At 71.2% G+C, this 21,179-nt stretch carries 12 protein-coding genes and 1 pseudogene; 6 read left to right on the top strand and 7 right to left on the bottom strand.

The genetic code is table 11. The features are described from left to right. The 4 genes from ACZ7L5_RS32880 to ACZ7L5_RS32865 all read right to left on the bottom strand — a co-directional run bounded on the left by ACZ7L5_RS32880 (position 1) and on the right by ACZ7L5_RS32865 (position 3,854). Positions 1-732: a methyltransferase domain-containing protein gene (locus ACZ7L5_RS32880; protein ID WP_471521377.1), complete on the bottom strand. Its 732-nt coding sequence runs from the start codon at positions 730-732 to the stop codon at positions 1-3. Further along, positions 729-1,952 (bottom strand): lycopene cyclase family protein, encoded by a 1,224-nt coding sequence (locus ACZ7L5_RS32875; protein WP_471521375.1) that lies wholly within the window; start codon positions 1,950-1,952, stop codon positions 729-731. Before ACZ7L5_RS32875 ends, ACZ7L5_RS32880 begins: the two co-directional genes overlap by 4 nt. Then, complete coding sequence (locus ACZ7L5_RS32870) at positions 1,949-2,659, bottom strand: SDR family NAD(P)-dependent oxidoreductase (protein ID WP_471521373.1); 711 nt, start codon at positions 2,657-2,659, stop codon at positions 1,949-1,951. Before ACZ7L5_RS32870 ends, ACZ7L5_RS32875 begins: the two co-directional genes overlap by 4 nt. 187 nt (positions 2,660-2,846) lie before the next feature. Further along, entirely contained in the window at positions 2,847-3,854 is a 1,008-nt protein-coding gene (locus ACZ7L5_RS32865) for a MerR family transcriptional regulator (RefSeq protein ID WP_471521371.1), read from the bottom strand. A 165-nt stretch (positions 3,855-4,019) separates the two neighbouring features. Here ACZ7L5_RS32865 and ACZ7L5_RS32860 point away from each other — a divergent pair, with 165 nt between their 5' ends. The 5 genes and pseudogenes from ACZ7L5_RS32860 to ACZ7L5_RS32840 all read left to right on the top strand — a co-directional run. Further along, positions 4,020-4,643 carry an RNA polymerase sigma factor gene (locus ACZ7L5_RS32860; RefSeq protein WP_471521369.1) on the top strand — a complete coding sequence of 208 codons (624 nt, stop codon included), beginning with the start codon at positions 4,020-4,022 and terminating at the stop codon, positions 4,641-4,643. 128 nt (positions 4,644-4,771) lie between these two features. Then, positions 4,772-5,614, top strand: a complete 843-nt coding sequence (locus ACZ7L5_RS32855) for a DUF4397 domain-containing protein (RefSeq protein WP_471521367.1) — start codon at positions 4,772-4,774, stop codon at positions 5,612-5,614. Then, positions 5,607-6,257: a class F sortase gene (locus tag ACZ7L5_RS32850; RefSeq protein WP_471521366.1), complete on the top strand. Its 651-nt coding sequence runs from the start codon at positions 5,607-5,609 to the stop codon at positions 6,255-6,257. The genes ACZ7L5_RS32855 and ACZ7L5_RS32850 overlap by 8 nt, the downstream gene beginning before the upstream one ends. A 75-nt stretch (positions 6,258-6,332) precedes the next feature. After that, the gene (locus ACZ7L5_RS32845; RefSeq protein ID WP_471521552.1) at positions 6,333-6,593 is read left to right on the top strand and encodes a hypothetical protein; all 261 of its coding nucleotides are present in this window, start codon (positions 6,333-6,335) and stop codon (positions 6,591-6,593) included. A gap of 200 nt (positions 6,594-6,793) precedes the next feature. Continuing rightward, positions 6,794-7,135, top strand: a pseudogene (locus ACZ7L5_RS32840) (MMPL family transporter); the annotation flags it as partial. A 32-nt stretch (positions 7,136-7,167) separates the two neighbouring features. Here ACZ7L5_RS32840 and ACZ7L5_RS32835 read toward each other — a convergent pair. Next, positions 7,168-7,368 carry an MbtH family protein gene (locus ACZ7L5_RS32835; RefSeq protein WP_471521364.1) on the bottom strand — a complete coding sequence of 67 codons (201 nt, stop codon included), beginning with the start codon at positions 7,366-7,368 and terminating at the stop codon, positions 7,168-7,170. 116 nt (positions 7,369-7,484) lie between these two features. Between ACZ7L5_RS32835 and ACZ7L5_RS32830 the strand changes: the two genes are divergently transcribed. Further along, the gene (locus tag ACZ7L5_RS32830) at positions 7,485-8,564 is read left to right on the top strand and encodes an alpha/beta hydrolase-fold protein (protein WP_471521536.1); all 1,080 of its coding nucleotides are present in this window, start codon (positions 7,485-7,487) and stop codon (positions 8,562-8,564) included. A gap of 9 nt (positions 8,565-8,573) precedes the next feature. On the opposite strand, the gene ACZ7L5_RS32825 is transcribed toward ACZ7L5_RS32830, so the two are convergent. Together ACZ7L5_RS32825 and ACZ7L5_RS32820 are read right to left on the bottom strand one after the other, a co-directional pair. Continuing rightward, positions 8,574-10,274, bottom strand: coding sequence for an ABC transporter ATP-binding protein (locus tag ACZ7L5_RS32825; RefSeq protein WP_471521362.1), 1,701 nt, complete (start codon positions 10,272-10,274; stop codon positions 8,574-8,576). After that, on the bottom strand, positions 10,261-21,177 hold the full coding sequence (locus ACZ7L5_RS32820; RefSeq protein WP_471521360.1) for a non-ribosomal peptide synthetase: 10,917 nt from the start codon (positions 21,175-21,177) through the stop codon (positions 10,261-10,263). Before ACZ7L5_RS32820 ends, ACZ7L5_RS32825 begins: the two co-directional genes overlap by 14 nt. Between the last annotated feature and the right edge of the window lie 2 nt (positions 21,178-21,179).

The raw sequence follows: 21,179 nt of genomic DNA, 5'->3' as shown, positions 1-21,179 counted from the left end.
TCACGGGGCCGGCTCCGCGTGCGCGGCACGGCCGTTGCGGGCGAGGAAGGTGTGCACGATGCCGGTCTGCCACCCGGCGACCCGGACGGCGCGCGCGTCCGTGAACCCGTTGCGGGTCAGCCGGTCGGTGAAGGCGGGTGCGGTGTCGAAGGCGCGGACACTGCGGCACAGATGGCGGTACAGGGTGGCGTCCCCGGTGAGTGTGCCCGCGGGGAGGATCACCCCTCGGCACACGGCACTCCACACGGCGCGGTCGACGCGCGAGCCGCTGAGGCTGTACTCGTGGACGGCCAGGCGCCCGCCCGGTCGCAGCAGGCTCCTGAGTGCTTGCATGACCTCGTCGGGATCGGTGACGTTGCGGAACAGGTAGGCCGCGAAGACCGCGTCGAAGTGCCCTTCGCCGGCCGTCGCCACGTCCTCGGCGGTCAGGTGGCGGAAGCGCACGTTCGCGGGCCACGGCTTGGCCAGCGCGCGTTGCAGCATCCCGGACGAGGCGTCGACCGCGGTGACGCGTGCTCGTGGCGCGGCGCGCAGCAGGGCCCGGGTGGAGGCGCCGGTGCCGCAGCCCAGATCGAGTACGTGCAGACCGTCACCGTCGTCGGGCAGACGCAGTCGGCGCGCAGAGCGCAGGAGTTCGGTGCGGTATCCGGGGTTGAGCGCCGTGAGACGGTCGTAGGTGTGGGACGCGTGGTCGAAGGCGCGTGCCAGGTCGTCATCGCGCAGCAGTGTCATGAGGCGCTCTCCGCGGATCGTGATGCGGGACTGAAGTAGCGGGGCAGAAAGGGAAGTTCGACGGCGGTGCGCAGCATCGGGCCGAGGGGGGTGCGCAGTCCGATGCCCCACTCCTCCCGCAGCGTGGTCGCCCCGTCCAGGAAACGCAGCAGCCGCTCCGTGGGAATCCGGCTGAACAGGCCGGTGAAGAAGGCGGGGCCGTCGATCCGCCCGGTGTCCAAGGCCCGCAGGAGTACCGCATCCATGGCCAGCGCCCGGCGTCCGTGGGGCGGGGGCACGAGAGGGCGCCCCGCGTCCAGGGCGGCGGCGATGGCCCGGCTCTGGCGCTGCGCGGCGGCGAAGGTGTAGCCGGTTGCGGGTCGGGTCGCGCCGCCGGCCGTGCCGATACGGAAGACAGCGGAGCCGATCCGACGCGGGAAGCGTGCGTCCGTCATGGGGATGGCGCCTTGCTCCGCCGCCTCCACGGTGAACGCGCCCAGGCGGAGGACCTCTCGGCAGTAGTGGCCGAGCGCCGCCTCGTACGCAGTGGTGGCGAGCGGGACACGGGAGAACTCGGTGTACTCGATGAGGGCCCGGTCGGGCGCGAGGGGCAGCACATAGCCGAAGGCAAGGCCGTGGCGTGGCTGCGGTACCCGGAAGTCCATGAGGTCCGCGACCGCGGGGTCGAACCGCTCCGCGGCGGTGCGCACGAACCAGCCACGGAAGTGCTGCACCAGGCTGGTGCGGGCCGGCGGCAGGACGTGCGGGGGGCGGGAGTCGAAGACGTGGCGGGCGCGCAGCGTCAGCGTCCGGCCGTCGGGTGCCACGCAGCTGACGGCAGCCCCGTCGGCGGTGTCCCGTACGGCGCCGGCGGTCGCACGCAGGACGGTCGCGCCGGGATGCGCGGCCAGCCTGGCGTGTACGAGCTGCTCGAACTGCGTCGATCGCAGCATGCGGTAGCGCTGCGGAGCCGGATCGAGGGTGAGCCCACTGCCGTCCGCGCCGCGGACTCGCAGGCGGCACCAGGTGGCGCTGATGGCTCCCTCGTAGGCACTCGGCCCTTCTTCCCAGAAGCACCAAGTGCGTTCAGGAGGCCGTGCCGGTCCGTCAGGCGGCTCCACAACGGTGACGGAGCGGGTGGTGGTCGCCGTCAGTTGCTGGGCGAGGCAAAGACCGGACGCCCCGCCGCCCACGATGACCACGTCGGACCTCTGATCGGGAAGACTGGGGTGCCCGCTCACCTGGCCCGCCGCTCGACGACGGGCGCTTCCCCGGGAGTCGTGCGCACGAGTTCGGCGTCCGTCTCCATCGCGTCGACGACCGCCTTGACGAGGTGGCCGGGGTCGCCTCCCGGGGGCAAGGGCGGGGCTGTTCCGGCCACGGGCCGGTCGGCGAAACCGGTGTCCAGATGGCCCGGCCGCACGTCCAGCACCTGGACGCCGGTGCCCCGCGTCTCGCGTCGCGCGGCAGCGAGCCAAGCGCTCAGTGCCGCCTTCGAAGCGCTGTAGTCGGCCATCCGTGGCTGCGGGTGCTCGGCCACCACTCCGGTGATGGCGGCGATCACCGAGTGGCGCGGGAGGACTTGGAGCGCGGTACGGAAGAATGCGGCGGGGGCAAGGAAGTTGACTGCCATCAGATGCTCGGCGACCGCGTCGTCCACCTCGCGAGAGGTGCCGAACCCCACGGCGCCGAAGGCTGTCACTATGGCGTCGAGGCCTCCGAGCTCGGCGGCGACGGCGTGCACCGCACGTGTGCAGGACGACGGGTCGTACGCGTCGAACTCTGCCGTCGGAGCCCCTGGGTAGGCGCGAGCCGTCCGAGCCAGCCGGGTCGCGTCGCGTCCGGCGAGAGCCGGACGGGCTCCCCGGGCGGCCAGTTCTGCCGTAAGGGCGCTGCCGAGGACACCGGTGGCGCCGGCCACCAGCACCCGCGCGCCGTCGATGTTCACGCCTCGCTCCGGACGGTGAGTGTCGTCGCGGACGTCAGGCCATGGACAGGAACCCTGACTTCTTCCATGCCGTGTCTTCCGTTCGCCGACCGCTCCTGGATGCACGCAGACCGCACCTGCTCACCGCGGCGTCAACCTCGCTGCGATCCGGTGCGCCCCCACTCCAGCCCGCCCACAGATGTGCACTTCACCCCGGCATGAGGGACTCCACCGCCGCCACGGCCTCCGCCAGCCCTGTCGGGCGCGGCAACAGACCGGGCACGGTACGGCCGGCCCAGCCGGGCCCGAGCGTCAGAACCGCCGGCCTCCTGCGGGCACCGCGCATCCCCCACTCCATGCCGGACACGTAGTGAGCCAGCGGCCAGCTGGCGGTCGTACGCGACTGAGCCCAGAGGCACACTGCGGACGGTCCGGTCCTGCGCACCGCCGCCACCAGTGACTCGGCGGGCACGGCTCCGCCGAACATGCGCACCGGGACGCCACGCTCGGCCAGTGCGGCGGCGAGCACCTCCAGCGGCAGCGTGTGGTTCTCCCCCGGCACACAGGCCAGCAACGTGACGGCGTCCGGCCGGTCGGCCACGTCGGGCGGTGCACTGCGCCTCAGGGCACCGGAGACATGCCACGACAGGAAGTGTTCGACCTCGACGTATCGCTCGCCCGAGCTCTCCCACTTGCGGCCGACCGCCTGCAGCGTCGGCATGATCACCTCTGTCCATGCGGCGACCAGGCCGTGCTCCTCGATCGTGTCCGCCAGCAGCTGCTGCAGAGCGGTGGCGTCGAGGCGCAGCGCCGCACGGGCAACTCCCTTGCACTCCTGACGCACGCTTCCCAGGCGCAGGCCGCTGCCTGCTTGGCTGTGCCCGCGGGCCGCCGGTCGTGGCGGCGGGGCGACACGCCGCCGGAGCTCGTCGCCCTTCAGCGGCGCATCATCGCGCAGCGGCTCTTCCTCACGCGCCAGGCGCGCGGCTTCGGCGGGGGGCAGCCCGGTCGCCGTCAACGCGCACATGCGCTCCAGCCGGGCCACGTCCGCGGATCTCCAGCGGCGATGCCTGCCGCCTGTGTGGGCGTCGGGACCCAGGCCGTAGCGGCGGTCCCACGAGCGGATCGTGGTGGGCGCCACCCCGAGCCGCCTGGCCACCTCGCCGGTCGTCAGTCCGGCCGCGCGCCCCGGGTCCGCGTCGTCGCTGCTGCTCACATTCGCAGTGTACGACGCACAAACGACGCATGTTGCTTGCGTCGTTTCTGCCTCCAAGACTGGCAGGCACGCGCCGGGCACCACGGCACGCACGGCGACCCGTGCGACTCGCTGGACGGCTTGCCCGACCCCTGGCACATGACGAACGGCAGGAGGAACCGGGTCATGAGCACGAAGACGCGATCAGCCACCTCCCTCGCGTCACCCATCGGCGCGCCGCCACCGGAGGAGCCCGTTTACGAGGACGAACTCGCCCGCGGTCTGAAAGCCGCCGACGAGGACGCATTCGCCGCGATCTACCGGCGCTGGGGCGCTCTCGTCCACACCATGGCCACCCGATCGCTGGGCGACTCCTACGAGGCCGAGGACGTCACCCAGCAGGTTTTCATCGGCGCGTGGCGCGGGCGGGCCGGATTCCAGCCGGAGCGCGGCCCTCTGGGCGCCTGGCTCGTCGGCATCACCCGCCGCAAGATCGTCGACGCGCTGGCGGCCAGGACTAGGCGCCTGACCCTGATCGACGCATCGGCCCACAAAGCCGGAACGCCGCTGCCCGACGGACGGTCACCTGACGACGTCGTGGACCGTGTCCTGCTGGTGGACGAACTGTCACGGCTGCCCCAGACCCAACGACAGGTGTTGTGTCTGGCCTTCTACGACGACCTGACCCACGCCCAGATCGCCGAGCGGACCGGCATGCCCCTGGGCACCGTGAAGAGCCACGCCCGCCGCGGTCTGCACCGTCTGCACGGGGCACTGGAACAGAGCCGCGCCGACGGACCGCAGGCATGAGGCCGACGGACCGCACGCACCAGACGGGTCGCCGAAACGGCTCCGCCCGCATCCGTCTCGGCGCCGGCGCAGGAACCACGGATGAGTCCCCGCACTCGGCGGACCCACTCCCCGAAGGGATGATCCCCATGACCTCCCGGCTCCCCCTCGCCATCGCCGCCACGGCCGGTACTTGCGCCCTGGCGCTCGGCGTCACCGCACCGGCCCTGGCGGCTGACGCCGCCAGCACCGACGACAAGGCCATGGTGTCCGTCTTCCATGGCGTTCCCGGGCTGACGGTCGACGTCTACGCCAACGGCGACGAGCTCCTCAGCGACTTCAAACCCGGCACCGTCACCACCCCCCAGCCCCTTGACGCGGGCACCTACAACATCCAGGTCTTCGAAGCCGGCCAGGGCCCCGACGGCACACCGGCCATCGAGAAGAAGGTCGAGGTACCCGCTGGAGCGAACGCCACCGTAGCCGCCCATCTCTCCGCCGGCGGACAGCCGCAGCTGACAGCTTTCGTCAACGACGTGTCGGGCGTCCCCGCCGGCGAGGCGCGGCTGACCGTACGTCACGTCGCCGCCGCACCCACCGTGGACGTGCGTGCCGACGGACAACCGGTCTTCAAGGACCTCGCAAATCCCAAGGAGGCCACCGCCGATGTCGACGCCGGCACGATCTCCGCGGATGTGGTGCTCGCCGGCACGGACACCGTCGCCATCGGCCCGGCCGACCTGAACCTCAAGGAGGGCACCAGCAATGTCGTCTACGCCTGGGGCAGCGCCGACGACAAGAACCTGGCGCTGAAGACCCAGACGTTCACCGGCATGGAATCGGCCCCCAATGCCGTCCACGCGGGCGGCAACGGCGCCGCCCTCGCCGTCAACTCCTCCAACGAGTGGCTGGCTTGGGCTGCCGTCGGCGCAGCGTCAGTGACAGCGGCGGGCGTCTTTGCGGCCCGCCGAGTCGCCGGCCGGCGTGACTGACGCCGCTCGACGGCTGACCGGCCTGGCGGTGACGGCTACCGCGCTGACAGCAGTACTCATCCTGCAACCGTCACCGTCGGGTCCGGCCTCCCGTCCTGCCGACTTCGGACCCGCCGCGCCCTCGCCGGTTCAGGCAGCCGCACCGACACGGCCTGCCGACGACCCCGAACACCGGCCCGAACGCTCGCGTCACGACCCGCCGCCGCAACGAGTGCAGGTTCCCGGCGTCGGAATCGACGCGGCGGTCCGTCCGGTCGGCGTGGATGAACATGGCGCCCTCTCCATACCCGGCGATCCCACGGTGACCGGGTGGTATCGCTTCGGCCCCGCCCCGGGGAGCGCCCACGGATCGGCTGTGCTCGTCGGGCACGTGGACAGCGACACCGGCGCCCTCGGCGAGTTCGCGGCCCTCTACGAGGTACGGCCCGGCGACCGGGTCGAAGTGCAGCGCGTCGGCGCAGAGCCCACCACGTACCGTGTCGTCTCACGTTCGACTGTGCCCAAGGACGAGCTCCCGTCCTCCGTGTTCCGCAGGGCCGGCTCCCCGGTCCTCACCTTGATCACCTGCGCGCCACCGTTCAGGCCCGCGCTGGGTGGCTACCAGTCCAATCTCATCGTCACCGCCAAGCCTCCACAGCCCTGAGACGGCCCCAAGCGATGTGTCGCTGCGTGCGGCCGGAATCGGCGACGAGACACAGCAAGGGAACCGGAGGAAACGGTGGCACACCTCGAGTCCGCGCGCTTGGTGGAGTTGGCCCTGGGAAGCGCCACGCTCACTGAGGAGACCCATGCCCACCAGCACGTCTCCACCTGTCGCCCCTGCCGGGAGCAACTGGAGCGGATGACACGGGTGGTGGCCCTCGCGCGCAGCGTCGACGCGGCCGACCTGCCCGTCGCGCCTCTGGGCCGGGTATGGCAACGGATCACTCAAGAGCTGTCGCAGACCATCGAGCCGAGGCACCGGCCGCCCAGTGGGTGAGAAGGGCCCGGCCGAACAGGGGACGCTCGCGTCGCCGGCGCCCGCAGCAGCCGGAACGGCACCCCGCGGCTCACCGTCGGCGGGCGAGAGCAGTCCGGCCTCACTGGAATCGACGACCATGCGCGCGAGCTGGTCGTCGGTGAACACCGCCTCCGCCTCGTGCTTCGGCTCCACCCTGAGCGGCTTCGGCACCCTAGGGGGAGGAAACCGGGAGGCTGGGCCACGAACGCGGCGTCCTGGAGGGCCTGACCAGCACCGGAGGCGTCGTCACCTCGGCCGGGATCGTCCTGGCCGCTACCTTCGCGATCTCCGCCGACCTGCCGCTGGTGACGGTGGCCCGAATGGGAGTCCTCTTCGGCATCGGCATCCTCCTGGACACCTTCCTCGTCCGGACCGTCCTCGTGCCCGCCCTCGTCCTCGACCTGGGTCGCTGGTTCTGGTGGCCGGGCGGCCTCTTCCGTGCTCTGCCGCGCACCGGACGAGACGCGACCGGAGGTGCGGCCTCTTCCACCGCACCGGACGCGGCCCACGAAGCGGTGTGAGCCCCTTGGGCCCCGACCTTCTGTACACGGTGTTACGCCGAGAGGGACCGGGGGCGCAGGTCGGTCCAGTGAGCCTCGATGTACTCCAGGCACGCCGCCCGGGTGCTCTCATGGAAGACGATCGTCCATCCCCCGGGCACGTCGGCGAAGGACGGCCAAAGAGAGTGCTGGCCCTCGTCGTTCACAAGGACGAGGAATCGGCCTTCGTTGTCGTCGAAGGGGTTGGTGCTCATGGCGAGTTGCCTCCTCGGAACGTCAACATTAGGTTAGCCTGGCCTAATTGACAGGAGCTTAGCCGTCGCCGCTTCCCTCTCACAAGGAGACGTTCGTGCGCCTAGTCAGGGCCGACATGGAGCACGCCTTCGCCGAGTTCGGACTGCCCGGCAAACCCGGCACCGACGCGTTCTGGGCAGCGGTGGGGGCACCCCCGTCGGTACCTGCCGACGGGGGCGGTTGGGTGACCCTGTTCCTGTGCCGCGGGTCTGAGGCGAGCATCGGCTTCGAGAGCTGGTCGGAGCCGGTCCCCCTGCGCCGGTGGGGCCAAACGGACTGCTGGTACGCCGAGGTGAGGATGCCCGCGCGGCTGCGGGTGACCTACCAGTTGCTCGCGGACGATTCGGCGTACGCCGACCCGTTCAACCCGGTGGGCGCGGGCGGTGACCGGTCCATCGCCGCGACCCCGGACGCCCCCGGCCAGCCGCACTGGCCCGTCGTCGGCACCGACGACGTCCTGCCCCTGCCCCGCACCCGGATCCGCTGGGCCGGCGAAGGGCTCGGCGGGCGGCGCACCGTACGCGTCCATCCGGCGGGCGGCGGTGGACCGGTGGTCCTGCTGCTCGACGGGGACGACTGGCTGTATCTGCATCCGGCCATGACGGCGTTCGACTCAGCCGTCGCCAGCGGCGAGATACCCCCGGTCACCCTCGTGTTCCTGCCGACCAAGGACAGGGCGGCCGAGTTCGCGTGCAGGCCCGAGCTGTGGGAGGCGGTTCGGGACGAACTGCTGCCGCTGGTGGCGGAGTCGGGCGTACGCGCCGACCCGGACCGGCTGGTGGTCGCCGGGCAGAGCCTCGGCGGACTGAGCGCGATGTACGCGGCGCTGGAGTTCCCGGACCTGGTGTCCCGCGTCGCCTGCCAGTCGGGTTCGTTCTGGTGGACTCCCGACGCCATGGACCTACCGGACCCGATGGACGGCCCGGTCGGCGGCGCCATCGCCGCGCGTCTGCGGGAGCGCCCCGAACTGTCCGGCCTGCGGGTCGCGTTCGACGTCGGGGAACACGAGACACGGATGCTGCCCCACTGCGAACTGACCGAGTCCCTGACGGAACAGGCCGGTGCGACCGTACGGGTCTCGCGATCAGCCTCCGGCCACGACCGAGCGGGCTGGCGACACGCCCTGCTCAGGGATGTCGCCTGGGCCCTTGGTTAGCCGGTCGGGTCACCGGGCCACAGCCCGGCAGTAGTCCGCGTCGGTGGACAGCAGGTTCCGATGCGTGTCCTCAGCCGTGATGACCCCGTCGTCGAGTACGAGGACACGGTCGGCGGCGTCAAGGAGTGCCGGGCTGCTGGTGATCACGACGGTGGTGCGGCCCCGGCGCAGCTTCGCGACGTTGCGCGCGATGAGCTGTTCGGTGACCGCGTCGACGGCGGTCGTCGGGTCGTGCAGCACGAGGACGTCGGTGTCGGCGGCCAACGCCCGGGCCAGGGACAGCCGTTGCCTCTGCCCGCCCGACAGGTTCGCGCCGCGGTCGCGGACGCCGTAGTCGAGTCCGTCGCGGTGGAGTGCGACGACGTCCGTGAGCATGGACGCCTCGACGGCCTCGGGAACCGACCGGCTGGTGCCGGACGGGTCGATGTTCGTGCGGAGCGTGCCGGCGAAGATCTCGCCGTCGTACGGGTTCACCAGCATGTGCGCGCGGACCGCCTCGATCGACAGGTCCGCGAGCTCCTGTCCGCTGACCCGGACCGCACCTTCGTACCCGTCGGGCGGGACGTTGACGGCCAAGATCGAAGCGAGATCGGCCGCCGCACGCGGCTGGTAGGCGGCGATCGCCACGAACTCCCCGGCGGACACCTGGAACTTCAGGTCGCGCAATGTCCCGTATCGGACGCAGTCGAGCTCCAGGTCCCCGTCCGCGGCCGGGCGTCCGGGCCCCGGCGTCGTGACCGGCGGCGCGGTCAGGACCAGCGCCATCCGCTCGGCCGAGGCACGCGCGATCATCACGTACTTCGGCATCTCCGAGAAGAGCCTGAGCGGTTCCATGATGAACTGCGCCAGCCCCACCGCCATGACGAGTTCCCCGATGTTGATCTGCCCGTCGAAGGCCAGCCAGCCCGCCGTCAGGGTCACGGCTCCGGCGAGGACCGCGTTGAGGGCCAGCCCGGTGCCGGCGTAGGCGCCGTTGACCTTGGCGACGGTGATCGCCTGGACCTTCGCCTCGGTGCTGACCTTCCGGTAGGACCGGAACGCCGCATGGTTGCCGCCGAAGCCGTGCAGCGGACGCAGGCCGGTGATCAGGTCGGCGACCTTGGCACCCGCCCGCGCCACCCGGGCCTGCTGTTCCTGCGTGCTGGAGCCGATCCGCCTGGACAAGACGCTCAGGATCGACATGATCGCGACGGTGCCCACGATCACCAGCAGACCGAGCCGGAGGTCGGCCAGGCCCAGCGCGACCGCCGCGACGACCACCGCGACCAGCGAACTGATCAGCAGCGGCACCACCTCGATGATGTCGGCGGTCTGGTCGGCGTCCTCGGTGGCGATGGTCAGTACCTCGCCGGACTTGAGGTCGACGTCCCTGGCCACCGGCTGGAGTCCGCAGGCCGCGACCCTCACCCGCCAGTGGTGCGCCTCTGTCGTGTTGGCCTTCTGCAGGACGCGCATCCCGAACCGCCACGACAGCGACACGGTCGTGATGATCACGGCCAGCGCGGCGATCGACAGGCCCAGCGAGCCGAGGCTCCGGTCCTGCATCGTGTGCTCGACGATCAGGCCGAGAGCGATCGGGAAGGCCGTCTCGCCCGCCTGGTACAGGCCCATGAGGACGCTGCCCCAGACCATGGCGCCGAGGTTGCGGCGCAGAGCGGTCCGGAGGATGTCGGACCCCGCGCGGGGTCGCTGTGTGTCAGGAGTTGTCATCGAGGTGGCGGGCAATCGCTTCCGGGGTTCGCAAGGTGAACAGGTCTCGGATCGTGATCACAGGACCGTACTCGCGGCGGAGCAGTCCGTTGAGCCGTACCGCCAGCATGGAGTGCCCTCCCAGGGACACGAAGTCGCTCACCGCGCTCACCTCGTCATCGTCCAAATCCAGTGCCTCGGCGAAGAACTCGCACACCACGATCTCGGTCTCGGTCTCGGGACCGCGCTCCCCTGCCGTGGTCAACGCGCCGAGCGGCTTGGCCTCCGGCAACGCCTTCGTGTCAGCCTTCCCGTTCACCGTGAGCGGGATGCTGTCGACCTGGGCGTAGTGCGTCGGGCGCAGGAAGTCCGGCAGCCCGGCGCCCACCTCGGCGGCCACCGTCGCAAGGTCCGCGCCGCCCAGCACGAGGTAGGCCGCCAGCCGGTACGCGCCGTCGACCTGCGGGTCGGGCTGGGCGACCGCGGCGACGAACCGGACCGACGGGTGCGCGGCGAAGGCGGCCTCGACCTCGCCGAGTTCGACCCGGTGTCCCCGGATCTTGACCTGCTGATCGGTGCGGCCCAGGTACGTCAGGTTGCCGTCGGGCCGCCGGAGCACGAGGTCCCCGGTGCGGTACATGCGCTCGCCGGGTTCGCCGAACGGGCACGCCACGAAGCGGTGCGCGGTCTGGGCGGGCTGCCCGAGGTAGCCCCGCGCGATGCCGATGCCCGAGACGTACAGCTCGCCGGGGACGCCGTCCGGCAGCGGCCTCAGCCACGGGTCCAGCACGTACACGTCGGTGTTGTCGATGGCCACGCCGACCACCGGGTCCTCGCACTCGAAGGTGCCGACGCCCAGGGTGTTGATGGTGTACTCGGTCGGTCCGTACAGGTTGTAGCCGACCGTCCCCTCGGTCTCGGCGAGCCGCTGCCACAGCGTCGGCGTGACCGCCTCACCACCGAGGAGCACCAGCGGCGGACGCCGGTCGGGACTGTCCAACAGGCCCTCGGCGACGAGCTGCTGAGCGTAGGTCGGCGTCACGTTGATGACGTCGATGCCGTGCTCCAGGCAGTACTCGACCAGACGGGGCGCGTCGCGGCGCAACTCCTCGTCGCAGATGTGCACTTCATGCCCGTCGGCGAGCCACAGCAGTTCCTCCCACGACATGTCGAACGCGAACGACACGGTGTGCGCTATCCGGAAGATCCGATGCCCGTGCTCGGCCAGTACCGGTTCGAAGATCCGCCGCTGATGGTTGATCAGCATGTTGGTGAGCCCTGCGTACTCGGTCACCACGCCCTTGGGCTTCCCGGTCGATCCGGAGGTGTAGATCGTGTACGCGGGATGCCGCAGCCGGTCGGGGTCGTCCGGCGCGAACGTCACAAACGGCTCGGCCGCCGGCAGGGGGCGGTCCAGCTCGAGCAGCTCGCCCGTCAGGCGGGGAGATACGGCACTCACCGTGAGGATCACGTCCGGGCGGGCGTCCTCGACGATCGCGGCGATCCGCTCGTCCGGGTGGTCCAGCTCCAGCGGCACGTAGGCGGCGCCCACGCGCAGGACGGCGAACAGTGCGACGATCCAGTCGAGGGAGCGCGGGATCGCGAGACCCACGGTCGTCTCGGGGCCGATGCCACGCGCGGCGAGCACACCGGCCACGGCGCGGCTGCGGTCCCGCAGTGCGGCGAAGGTCATGCTCGAGCCGTGGGCTACCAGCGCCACCCGCTGCGGGGCACGGTCCGCCGCCTGGTCGAACCGGTCGACCACGGTGTCCGTGCCCACGTCCGTACGCTCGCCCGGCGTGGGCCGCGGCCCCAGCCCTCGCAGCGCCCCGACCGCTCCGGTCGCCCGGGCCAGGTCTTCGAGTACGCGCAGGTAGTCGTCGAGGAGACGCCGGGCGCTCTCGTCGTCCTCGTCGCCGTACTCCAGCTTGACCGTGAGCCGGTCGCCAGGGGTCACGACCCAGGTGTACGTATAGTGGGTGGAGTCATCCGCCTTCACCGAGGTGATGCCGTGCCGGGCGTTCATCTCCGCGAACGCGTCCATGTCCAGGAAGTTCTGGAGCACGAACAGGTTGTCGAACAGCGTGTCGTGCCCGCTGGCCCGCTGGATCTCGCCGAGCCCCAGGTGCTCGTGCTCCATCGCCTCGACCCTGGCCGTCTGCACGGCCCACAGGTACTCCCGGACCGTGTCCTCGGGCTTCGCCCGCGTCCACATCGGCACGGTGTTGAGCAGCACGCCGACGATGTCGGACAGCCCCTCGCCCTCCCGGCCGGAGACGGTCACGCCGAACACGGCGTCACTGCGGCCCGTGCGGCCGCCCAGCAGCAGGCCGAACCCGCCGGTCAGCACCGAGTTCAAGGTGACGCCGTGCACCCTGGCGGCTTCCCGAAGCAGCTCCGACTGCTCGGCGGACAGCGTGTGCACGAGCGCGCGCGGCAGGTCGTCCGAGAGAGTCGGTGTCGGTCCGGCGAGCAGTGTCGGGCCGGGGAGGCCGGCCAGCTGATCCGACCAGAAGCGTTCCGATACGGCGGCGTCCCTGGCGTCGAGCGCCCGTGCGTGATCCTCGAAGCTCGGCGTGGCCGGGGTCGGTACCGGCAACTCGCCCGCGAGGACGGCCTGATAGGCGTCGAACAGGTCCCTGAGGACGATCTCGCGGGACCATCCGTCCCACAGCAGCAGGTGGTAGCTCAGCAGCAGGCCGTCGCGGTCGTCGGGGAGCCGCACCACGGTCATCCGGATCAGCGGCGGCTCGCCGGGATCGAATCCCGTGTCGCGGTCACGCACGCGCAGGGCGTCGACCTCCGCCGTTGTGGACAGGGCGATCGTACGGACCTCGACGCTGCGGCCCGCCGCGAGCGTCTGGACGGGGTTGCCGTCGTCGTCGGTGGTGAAGCCTGCGCCGACGACCGGGTGCCGGGCGATCACGTATGCCATCGCCTCGGCCAGCGCGTCGGTGTCCAGACGCCGGTCGAAGGTGAACCAGCTCTGCGCGACGTAGTGTCCGGCCGAGCCCGCCATCTGGGCCTGGAAGAACAGGCCGCGCTGGAGCGGGGTGACGGGCGCGGTGCGCTCGGCCGTCGTGGAGGCGTGCGCGATGCGTTCCAGTGCGCTGTGCCAGTGTTCGGTGATCTCGTCGGGGATGCCCTCGGCGAGGGTGAAGGCCGTGTGCAGGCTACCGGTCGCCTCGTCGAGCCATGCGTTGACCTCGACGGCGTACGGGCTGCCCTGGTCACCAGCGGTGATCCGCAGCGCCTGGGACTCGCTGCCCCGGCCCAGGTAGTTGAACAGTACCTGTGGGCGGGCGGTGAGCAGCGGGGTCGTCTGCGGGTTGAGGTACCGGAGCTGCCCGTAGGCGACGTGTGCGCGCTCGTCCGGCTGGCGGTCGGCGAGCTCGTGGGCCGCCGCGACGGGGTCGGTGTGCGCGGTGAGCCGTACGGGCGCGATGGAGGTGAACCAGCCGACGGTGCGGGTGTAGTCGTGGTGGTCGAGGGCCGGGACCCGGCCGTGTCGCTCCAGTTCGATCGCGAGGTCGGTGGGCGTCGGCTGGATGCGGGTCAGCGCGGTGCGCAGGGCGCCGCACAGCAACTCGGTGATACCGACTCCGAGTGCGGCGGGTGCGGTACGGGTGACGCGGTCGCTCACCTCGGGCGGGAGGACGACCGTCGTCTCGCGCAGCCCATTGACGGCGGGCAGCAACGCGGGCGCGTGGAGCGTGGTGACCCAGTGCCCGAGGTCGCCGATCGCGTGGGCCGAGTGAAGCGTCAGGGCTTCGGCGTACTCGGCGTAGGACGTGGTGGGCGGCGCCAGTGGCTCCCCGCGCAGGACCGTGGCCAGGTCGTCCAGGAGGATCAGCCAGGACACCGAGTCGATGGCGAGATGGTGCACGGTGACCACCAGGGTCCGGGTCGACTGCAGCCACGCGAACGCGATGACCTCCCCGGACTCGGGGTCGAGGCGCTCGGCGGCCTCGTTCGCCACTGTCGTGGCATCGGGCGTGTCCGGCTGTACGACGGTGACGTCGTGGTGGGGTTCGGTGCGCAGGGACCAGACCTCGTGCTCGGCTCGCAGGCGGAGCCGGAGGGCCGGGTGCGCGGCGACGACGGCGTTCGCCGCGCGCTCGGCGTCGGCGAAGCCGGTGCCCTCCGGGGCCACGAGTGTCCTGGCCTGGGCGAACCGGGCCAGAGAGCCCCCCAGTTCGCGTCGGCGCAGGATGATCGGCGTCGGGATGAGGGGGCCGTCGTCCCGGCGGGCCGCGATGGGCGGGGCGGCCTGCGGTGCGCTCGTGGCGACGTGCTCGGCGAGCGCGCGGGGGGTCCTGAGCAGGAAGACGTCGCGGGGCGCGATCGTCAGGCCGAGCGCCCTGGCCCGGTTGACGACCGTGATGGCGACGATGCTGTCGCCGCCGGCGCGGAAGAAGTCGGTGTCGGCGTCCACCGTGGTGCCGGGCAGGGTTTCGGTGAAGATGCCGACGAGCGCTGCGAGCGCGGAGTCACCGCCAGGTCCGTCGAGGGCCGCGGACAACGCCGCACCGGTGAAGGCACTGTCCTGGGCGCGCAGCTCCAAAGCCTTGCGGTCCAGCTTCCCGTTGACCGTCAACGGCAGGGCGTCGACCGGCAACACCCGACCGGGCACCATGTGAACCGGCAGCTTCCTGGACAGCAACTCGGTGAAGTCACCCGGAACCCCACCCACGACGTGCGCGACCAGGTGGTCGCCGCTGTCCGCCACGGTGACGGCCACGTCGACCACGCCGGCGAGTTCCCTGACCGCCGACTCCACCTCTCCCAACTCGACCCGGAATCCCTTGAGTTGGACCTGATCGTCGGCGCGTCCGGCGAACTCCAGCTCGCCGTCGAGCGTGCGGCGGGCGAGGTCGCCGGTGTGGTACATGCGGGAGCCGTCCCCCGCGAAAGGGTTCGCCACGAACCGGCCCGCGGTGAGCCCCGGCCTGCCCAGGTAGCCGAGCGACACCTGGTCACCGGCGACGTAGATGGCGCCCACCCGGCCCGGCGGCACCGGCCGGAGCCGGTCGTCGAGCAAGTAGGTGGCCAGGCCGGGAATCGGGCCGCCGATCGGACTGACGTCGTCGCCGAGTTCGAAGTCCTCGTCGGTCAGCGCCCGGTGGGTGACGTGGACGGTGGTCTCGGTGATCCCGTACATGTTGACCAGTTCGGGCGAGCCCGTGCCGTGCCGTTCGATCCAGCCGCGCAGCCGCCCGAGCTCCAGCGCCTCGCCGCCGAAGATGATCCGACGCAGGGCGGGCAGCGACTCGTCGGCATGCCGGTCGGCCTCGATGAACTGGTAGAACGCCGACGGAGTCTGGTTGAGGACGGTCACCCCGCGCTCGCGGACCAGCCGGTGGAACTCGACCGGGGAACGGGTCAGCCCGTACTCCGGCACCAGCAGCTCACCGCCGTACGCGAGAGCGCCCCACAATTCCCAGACCGCGAAGTCGAAGGAGAAGGAGTGGAACTGGACCCATACATCGTGCGGGCCGAAGTCCATGTCGGGCTGAGTGTTGGCGAGGAGTGTGACCACGCTGGAGTGCGGGACGACGACTCCCTTGGGCCGGCCGGTCGATCCGGAGGTGTAGATCACGTAGGCGGGGTCGTGCCGGCTCACCTCGGGTTCAGCGGCGTGCCCCGCCGGCAGCTCGTCTCCCAGGACGAGCACCTGGGCCTGCGCACCTGCCCTGGCCAGCAGCTTGGTGAAGCGGTCCCGCTGTCCGCGGTCCACGAGGACGACCTGCGGGGCGGCGTCGGCCAGGATGTACTCCAGCCGTTCGTCCGGGTACGCCAGGTCCAGCGGGACGTACGCGCCGCCGGCGCTGACGATGGCGACCAGCGCGACGACCTGCTCGACGGAGCGCGGGACGGCGACGGCGACCCGCTTGCCCGGCCCGACCCCCGCCGCGCACAGGGCCGAGGCCAACTGGTCCTTGGCCGCGGCCAGTTCGCCATACGTCAAGGACCGGGTACCACCGTCGAGACCGCACTGCGTGACCGCGACGGCCGCCGGGTCGCGGTGCGCGGCGGCGTCGAAGAGTCCTCCCAGGGTCGTCGGAGTGATCCCCGCGGGAAGCCGGTCGTTCTCGGGCGCCAGGTCGTCGACGAGGGCGTCCGGGCGGGTGAGCAGGCCGGTGAGTGTCGCGGAGAACGTGCGCAGGATCGCCTGGGCGGTCGCCTTCCGCAGCAGCTCACCGTCGTGGATCAGGTTGAAGATCGGACGGCCGTCGACGGTTCGCTCCACCACCAGCATCAAGGGGTAGTGCGGAGCGCCCTCGTTCACCATGTCGGCGATGATCAGCGAGTCGCCGGGCCGCCGCAAAGCCTCCACGTCCGTGGCGACGTCGAACACCACCAGGGTGTCGAACAGGGAGCCGGAGCGCGCCTGCCGGCCGATCCTCGCCAGCGACACGTGCTGGTGCGGCAGTACTGCGCTCTGATGCTCCCGCACCGAGGCGAGAAGGTCGCCCGCCGTGGTCGTACCGGCCCAACCGGCGCGCACGGGGATCGTGTTGATGAACAGACCCACCATGTCCGCGATGCCGGGCACATCGGCGTCCCGCCCGGACACCGTCGAACCGAACACCACGTCCGTGCTGTGCAGGATGCCGCCCAACGTCACCGCCCAGGCGCTGTGCACGGCGACGCTCAGCGGCACGCCGGCCGAGCGGGCGGCGGCGTCGATGTCGCCCTCCGGCTCCACGGCGATGTCGGTGAACCGGTCGGACGGCGTGTGCCCCTCGGCGACCAGCGAGGGGCCGGGCAGCTCGGCGAGTTGCTCGCCCCAGACGCGGTCGCTCTCGGCGGCGTCCTGTCCGGCGAGCCAGCCAACGTAGTCGGCGAAGCCGCCGACCGGGTGGACGGTGCCCGGCGCGTGGTACTCGGCCAGCAGCGCGCGGAGCATCGGCGGTACCGACCAGCCGTCGGCGATGATGTGGTGCACGGTCTGCACCAGGACGGTGCGGGCGGAGCCGGCGCGTATGAGGGTGTACCGCATCAGCGGGCCGGTGGCCAGGTCGAACCCGGCGCGGCGGTCCCGCTCGGCGTACTCGCGTATCTCGGCGTCGGTGATGCCGGGGCGGTCCAGCGTGGCGAAGGGCGCCTCCACACCGCGCTCCAGCACGGAGACGACACGGCCGTCGGCCAGTGCCACGAACCTGGCCGCCAGGTTCGGGTACAGCATGAGCAAGCGGGTTGCCGCCGCCGCGAGCCGGTCGGCGTCCACGTCGCCGTCGAGCGTCAGGAGTTGCTGTTCGACGTAGGCGCCCGCGGAGTCGTCATCGAAGACGGAGTGGAAGTACAGGCCCTCCTGCAGCGGGGTCAGCGGCAGGACGTCCCGCAGTGCCGGGCTGTCCAGGTCGTCGACATCAGCCTGGGTGAGCGTGAGCAGGGCGAAGTCGCTGGGCGAGTGGCCGCCCTGTTCGAGCGCGGCCAGACCCGTGAGGGCCACCCGGAAGTAATCGCCCAGGGTCGAGATGTCCGCGTCGGTGAACATGCCCTCGGGCCAGGAGATGCTGGTGACGAGTTCGTACTCGCCGGTGGAAGCGGGTGCGGGTTCGGCGATGGCGTTGAACTCCAGGGGACGCGGCAGGCGCATCCTCGGGTCACGCTTCTCCCCCAACTGTTCTGTGGTGCCCGCCAGTTGCCAGTCGCCCGAGGCACCCGCGTCGAAGCGGCCCAGGTAGTTGAAGAGCACCTGCGGTGCCGGGGCGTCGAACTCGGTGTGGGTCAGGTAGCGCAGCGCGCCGTACGAGACCCCGTTGTCCGGCACCTCGGCGAGATTCTCCTTGACCGCCTTGAGCGCGGCGGCCAGGTAGTGGGGTGCCGTGAAGTCGGCCGCCGCACCGGGGTCCACGGTCACCGGGAACAGCGTGGTGAACCAGCCCACGGTCCGTGACAACTCGGGCTCGAAACCGGCGGAGCCCGCCACGAACTGTCCCTCACGGCCATGGCCTTCGAGTTCGATGTGCGCGAAGGTCTGCGACTGCCCGAGGTCGCGGCGCCATCGGGCGAGGGCGACGGCGAGCGCGGTCAGCAGGATGTCGTTGACGCCCGCGTGAAACTTCGCGGGGATCTCGCCCAGCAGCCTGGCCGTGATGTCGGGGCCGACCGAGACGGTGCGTATTCGCTCGCGTGCGACGGTGTCGGCCGCGGACAGCGCACGCCTGCTCACCGGCCCGTCCTCTCCTGGCAGGGCCCGCCGATAGTAGGAGCTGTCCGCGTCGAACGCGGCGCGTTCCAGCATCTGCGTCCAACGCCGGAACGACGTGCCCACCGGGGGCAGCTCGATCGGCGTACCCGCCGCGAACTGCCGCCAGGCGGTGGCCAGGTCCTCCATCAGGACTCGCCAGGACACGCCGTCGATCACCACGTGGTGGGCGACCAGGACCAGTTGTCGTGCCGTGCGGCGCCAGACGGCCCGCAGCATCGCCCCGCCCACCGGGTCCAGCCCGGTGGTGGCGAGCGCGACGCACTCGTCGAGGGTCCGGTCGCTCTCCTGCCACCCGGCGACGGCCTCCTCGGCCTCCGGAATGTCGAAGCTCCAGCGCTCACCGCGCACCAGCTTGGCGCGCAGCATGTCGTGGCGCCGGACCAGGGCGGTGAGAATCTCGTCGAGGGCGTCGGCGGTCAGGTCCGTCGGGGTGTTGAGGACCACCGACTGCACGAAGCCGTCGATCGCGTCCGTGGTCCGGCCGAGCCACTGCACGATGGGCGAGCCCACGACGGGACCGGTCGCGACATCACGGCGGTCCACCGTGGAGGTGTCCTCACGGCTCGCCACCGCCGCCAGCGCCCCTACGGTGCTGTTGGTGAAGATCTGCCGTGCCGTGACGTAGAGCCCGGCATCGCGCAGCGCGCTCAGCAGCGAGATCGCCAGGATGCTGTCCCCACCGAGCTGGAAGAAGTCCTGGTCGACGCCCACCTCTTCGAGCCGCAGCACTGCCGCGACCGAGGCGCACACCGCGCGCTCGTTCTCGGTCGTGGGCTGCGTCAGCGAGCCCGTTCCCACCACCGGCTCCGGCAGTGCGCTCCGGTCGAGCTTGCCGTTCGCGGTGAGCGGGAACTCCATCATGACGACGATGTGGGCGGGCACCATGTACTCGACCATGTGCTCAGTGGCCCACGCCTTGACCCCGTCGGCTCGCAGGTCCTCGCTCCCGGCGGCCGGGATGACGTATCCCACGAGGTAGGTGCCGCCCGCCGTGTTCTTCTTCGCGACGACGCAGGTGTGCCGTACACCGGGGTGCTCCGCGAGACCGACCTCCACGTCCTCGATCTCCAGCCGCATACCGCGGATCTTGATCTGGTTGTCGGCACGACCGAGGAAGTCCAGCGACCCGTCCGGGGCGAACCGCGCGAGGTCACCGGTGCGGTACAGCCGGGAGCCGTCGCCGGCGAACGGGTTGGCGACGAAACGGGACGCCGTGAGGCCCGGGGCGCCCACGTACCCACGCCCCAGGAGGAATCCGCCCACATAGAGTTCGCCGCCGACGCCGACCGGGACCGGGCGCAACTCGTCGTCCAGTACGTACAGCTGGGTGTTCGGGTTGGCCTTGCCTATCGACGTCGACAGGCGTTCGGCCGCGCCCCGGTAGATGACGTGCGAGACGCCGATCGTCGTCTCGGCCGGGCCGTAGCCGTGGTACATGGGGATGTCGAGCTTGGTGCGGAACCGCTCGTAGAGCTCCGGGGTCAGCACCTCTCCGCCGCACCACACGTGCCGCAGGCTGTCCAGCCGGTCGGAGTCGCCCGCGATCTCCAGCAGCACGTCCAGCATGGACGACACCAGGTACGTGAAGGTGACGCGCTGCTCGGCGATCACGCTCAGCAGTTGGTGCGGGTCGCGTTCGCCGCCGGGCCGCAGCACCACCAGCCGGGCGCCGCTCACCAGGGGCAGGAAGATCTCGTTGATGGAGATGTCGAAGGACAACGGCGCCTTGAACAGCGACGCGTCGTCGTGACCGAAGCCCAGGATCTCGTTGACCTGCCACAGCAGACGCTCGCTGATCGCCTCGTGCCGGATCATCGCGCCCTTGGGCCGCCCGGTCGACCCGGAGGTGAAGATCACGTATGCCAGCGCGTTTCCGGGGACGGCGACCTCGGGCCCCTCGGTGGGACGGGAGCCGAACCTCCAGTCGCCCAAGTCGATGGCCACGGCTTCCGGTTCGTCCGGGTCGTGCTCCCCCGAGGCGTTGAGCTGCACCACGACGCGGGCGTCCTGGATGACGACGGCCCGGCGCGGGGCGGGCCACTGCGGATCGAGCGGTACGAAGGCGCAGCCCGCCTGGAGGACGCCGAGCAGTCCGATCACCATGTCGGCGGAGCGGTCCAGCGATATGCCTACGACCTGTTCGGCGGCGAGTCCTCGATCGATCAGGTGGTGGGCCAACTGCCCGGAGAGCTCGGCTGCCTGCCGGTAAGTCAGTGAGCGGTGTTCGTCGACGATGGCGACCGCGTCCGGCCGGGTCCTCGCCTGCTCGTGGAACATTTCCACGATGGTCGGGCGGACCCGCTCTGCCTGGGTGTCGTTCCACTCGGCCAGCGCTGCGAGCCTCGCCGCCACACTGGACGGGCCGATGGTCCCGAGTGGCCGGTCCGGGAAGTCGGCCAGGTCGTCCAGCGCGAGCTGTGCCTCGGCGAGTGCCACGCCGTCCGGGACGGCGATGCTCCGACCGTCCGCGCCGACCTCCCAACCTCCGGGCCCGCCCCCTCCGTTGTCTACCCATCCGAGGACTTCGGTGAAGAGCGTGCCGGGGGTGAGGTCGATGCCTTCGAGGCCGAGGCCCGTCGCCCAGTACGACAGCCCGATGGCGCACGCCTCGGCAATGGTCCGGTCGGATTGGTCGCCGATTCGCCGGCATACGGCGGCCAGTTGCTCCGGGGACAGCAGGACGTGACGAGCGCTCGGTTCCATCATCG

Source organism: Streptomyces sp. NPDC107528 (genome assembly GCF_055639295.1).
Note: the sequence above shows the minus strand (reverse complement) of the source record. Positions and strands in the feature narration are given on the sequence as shown.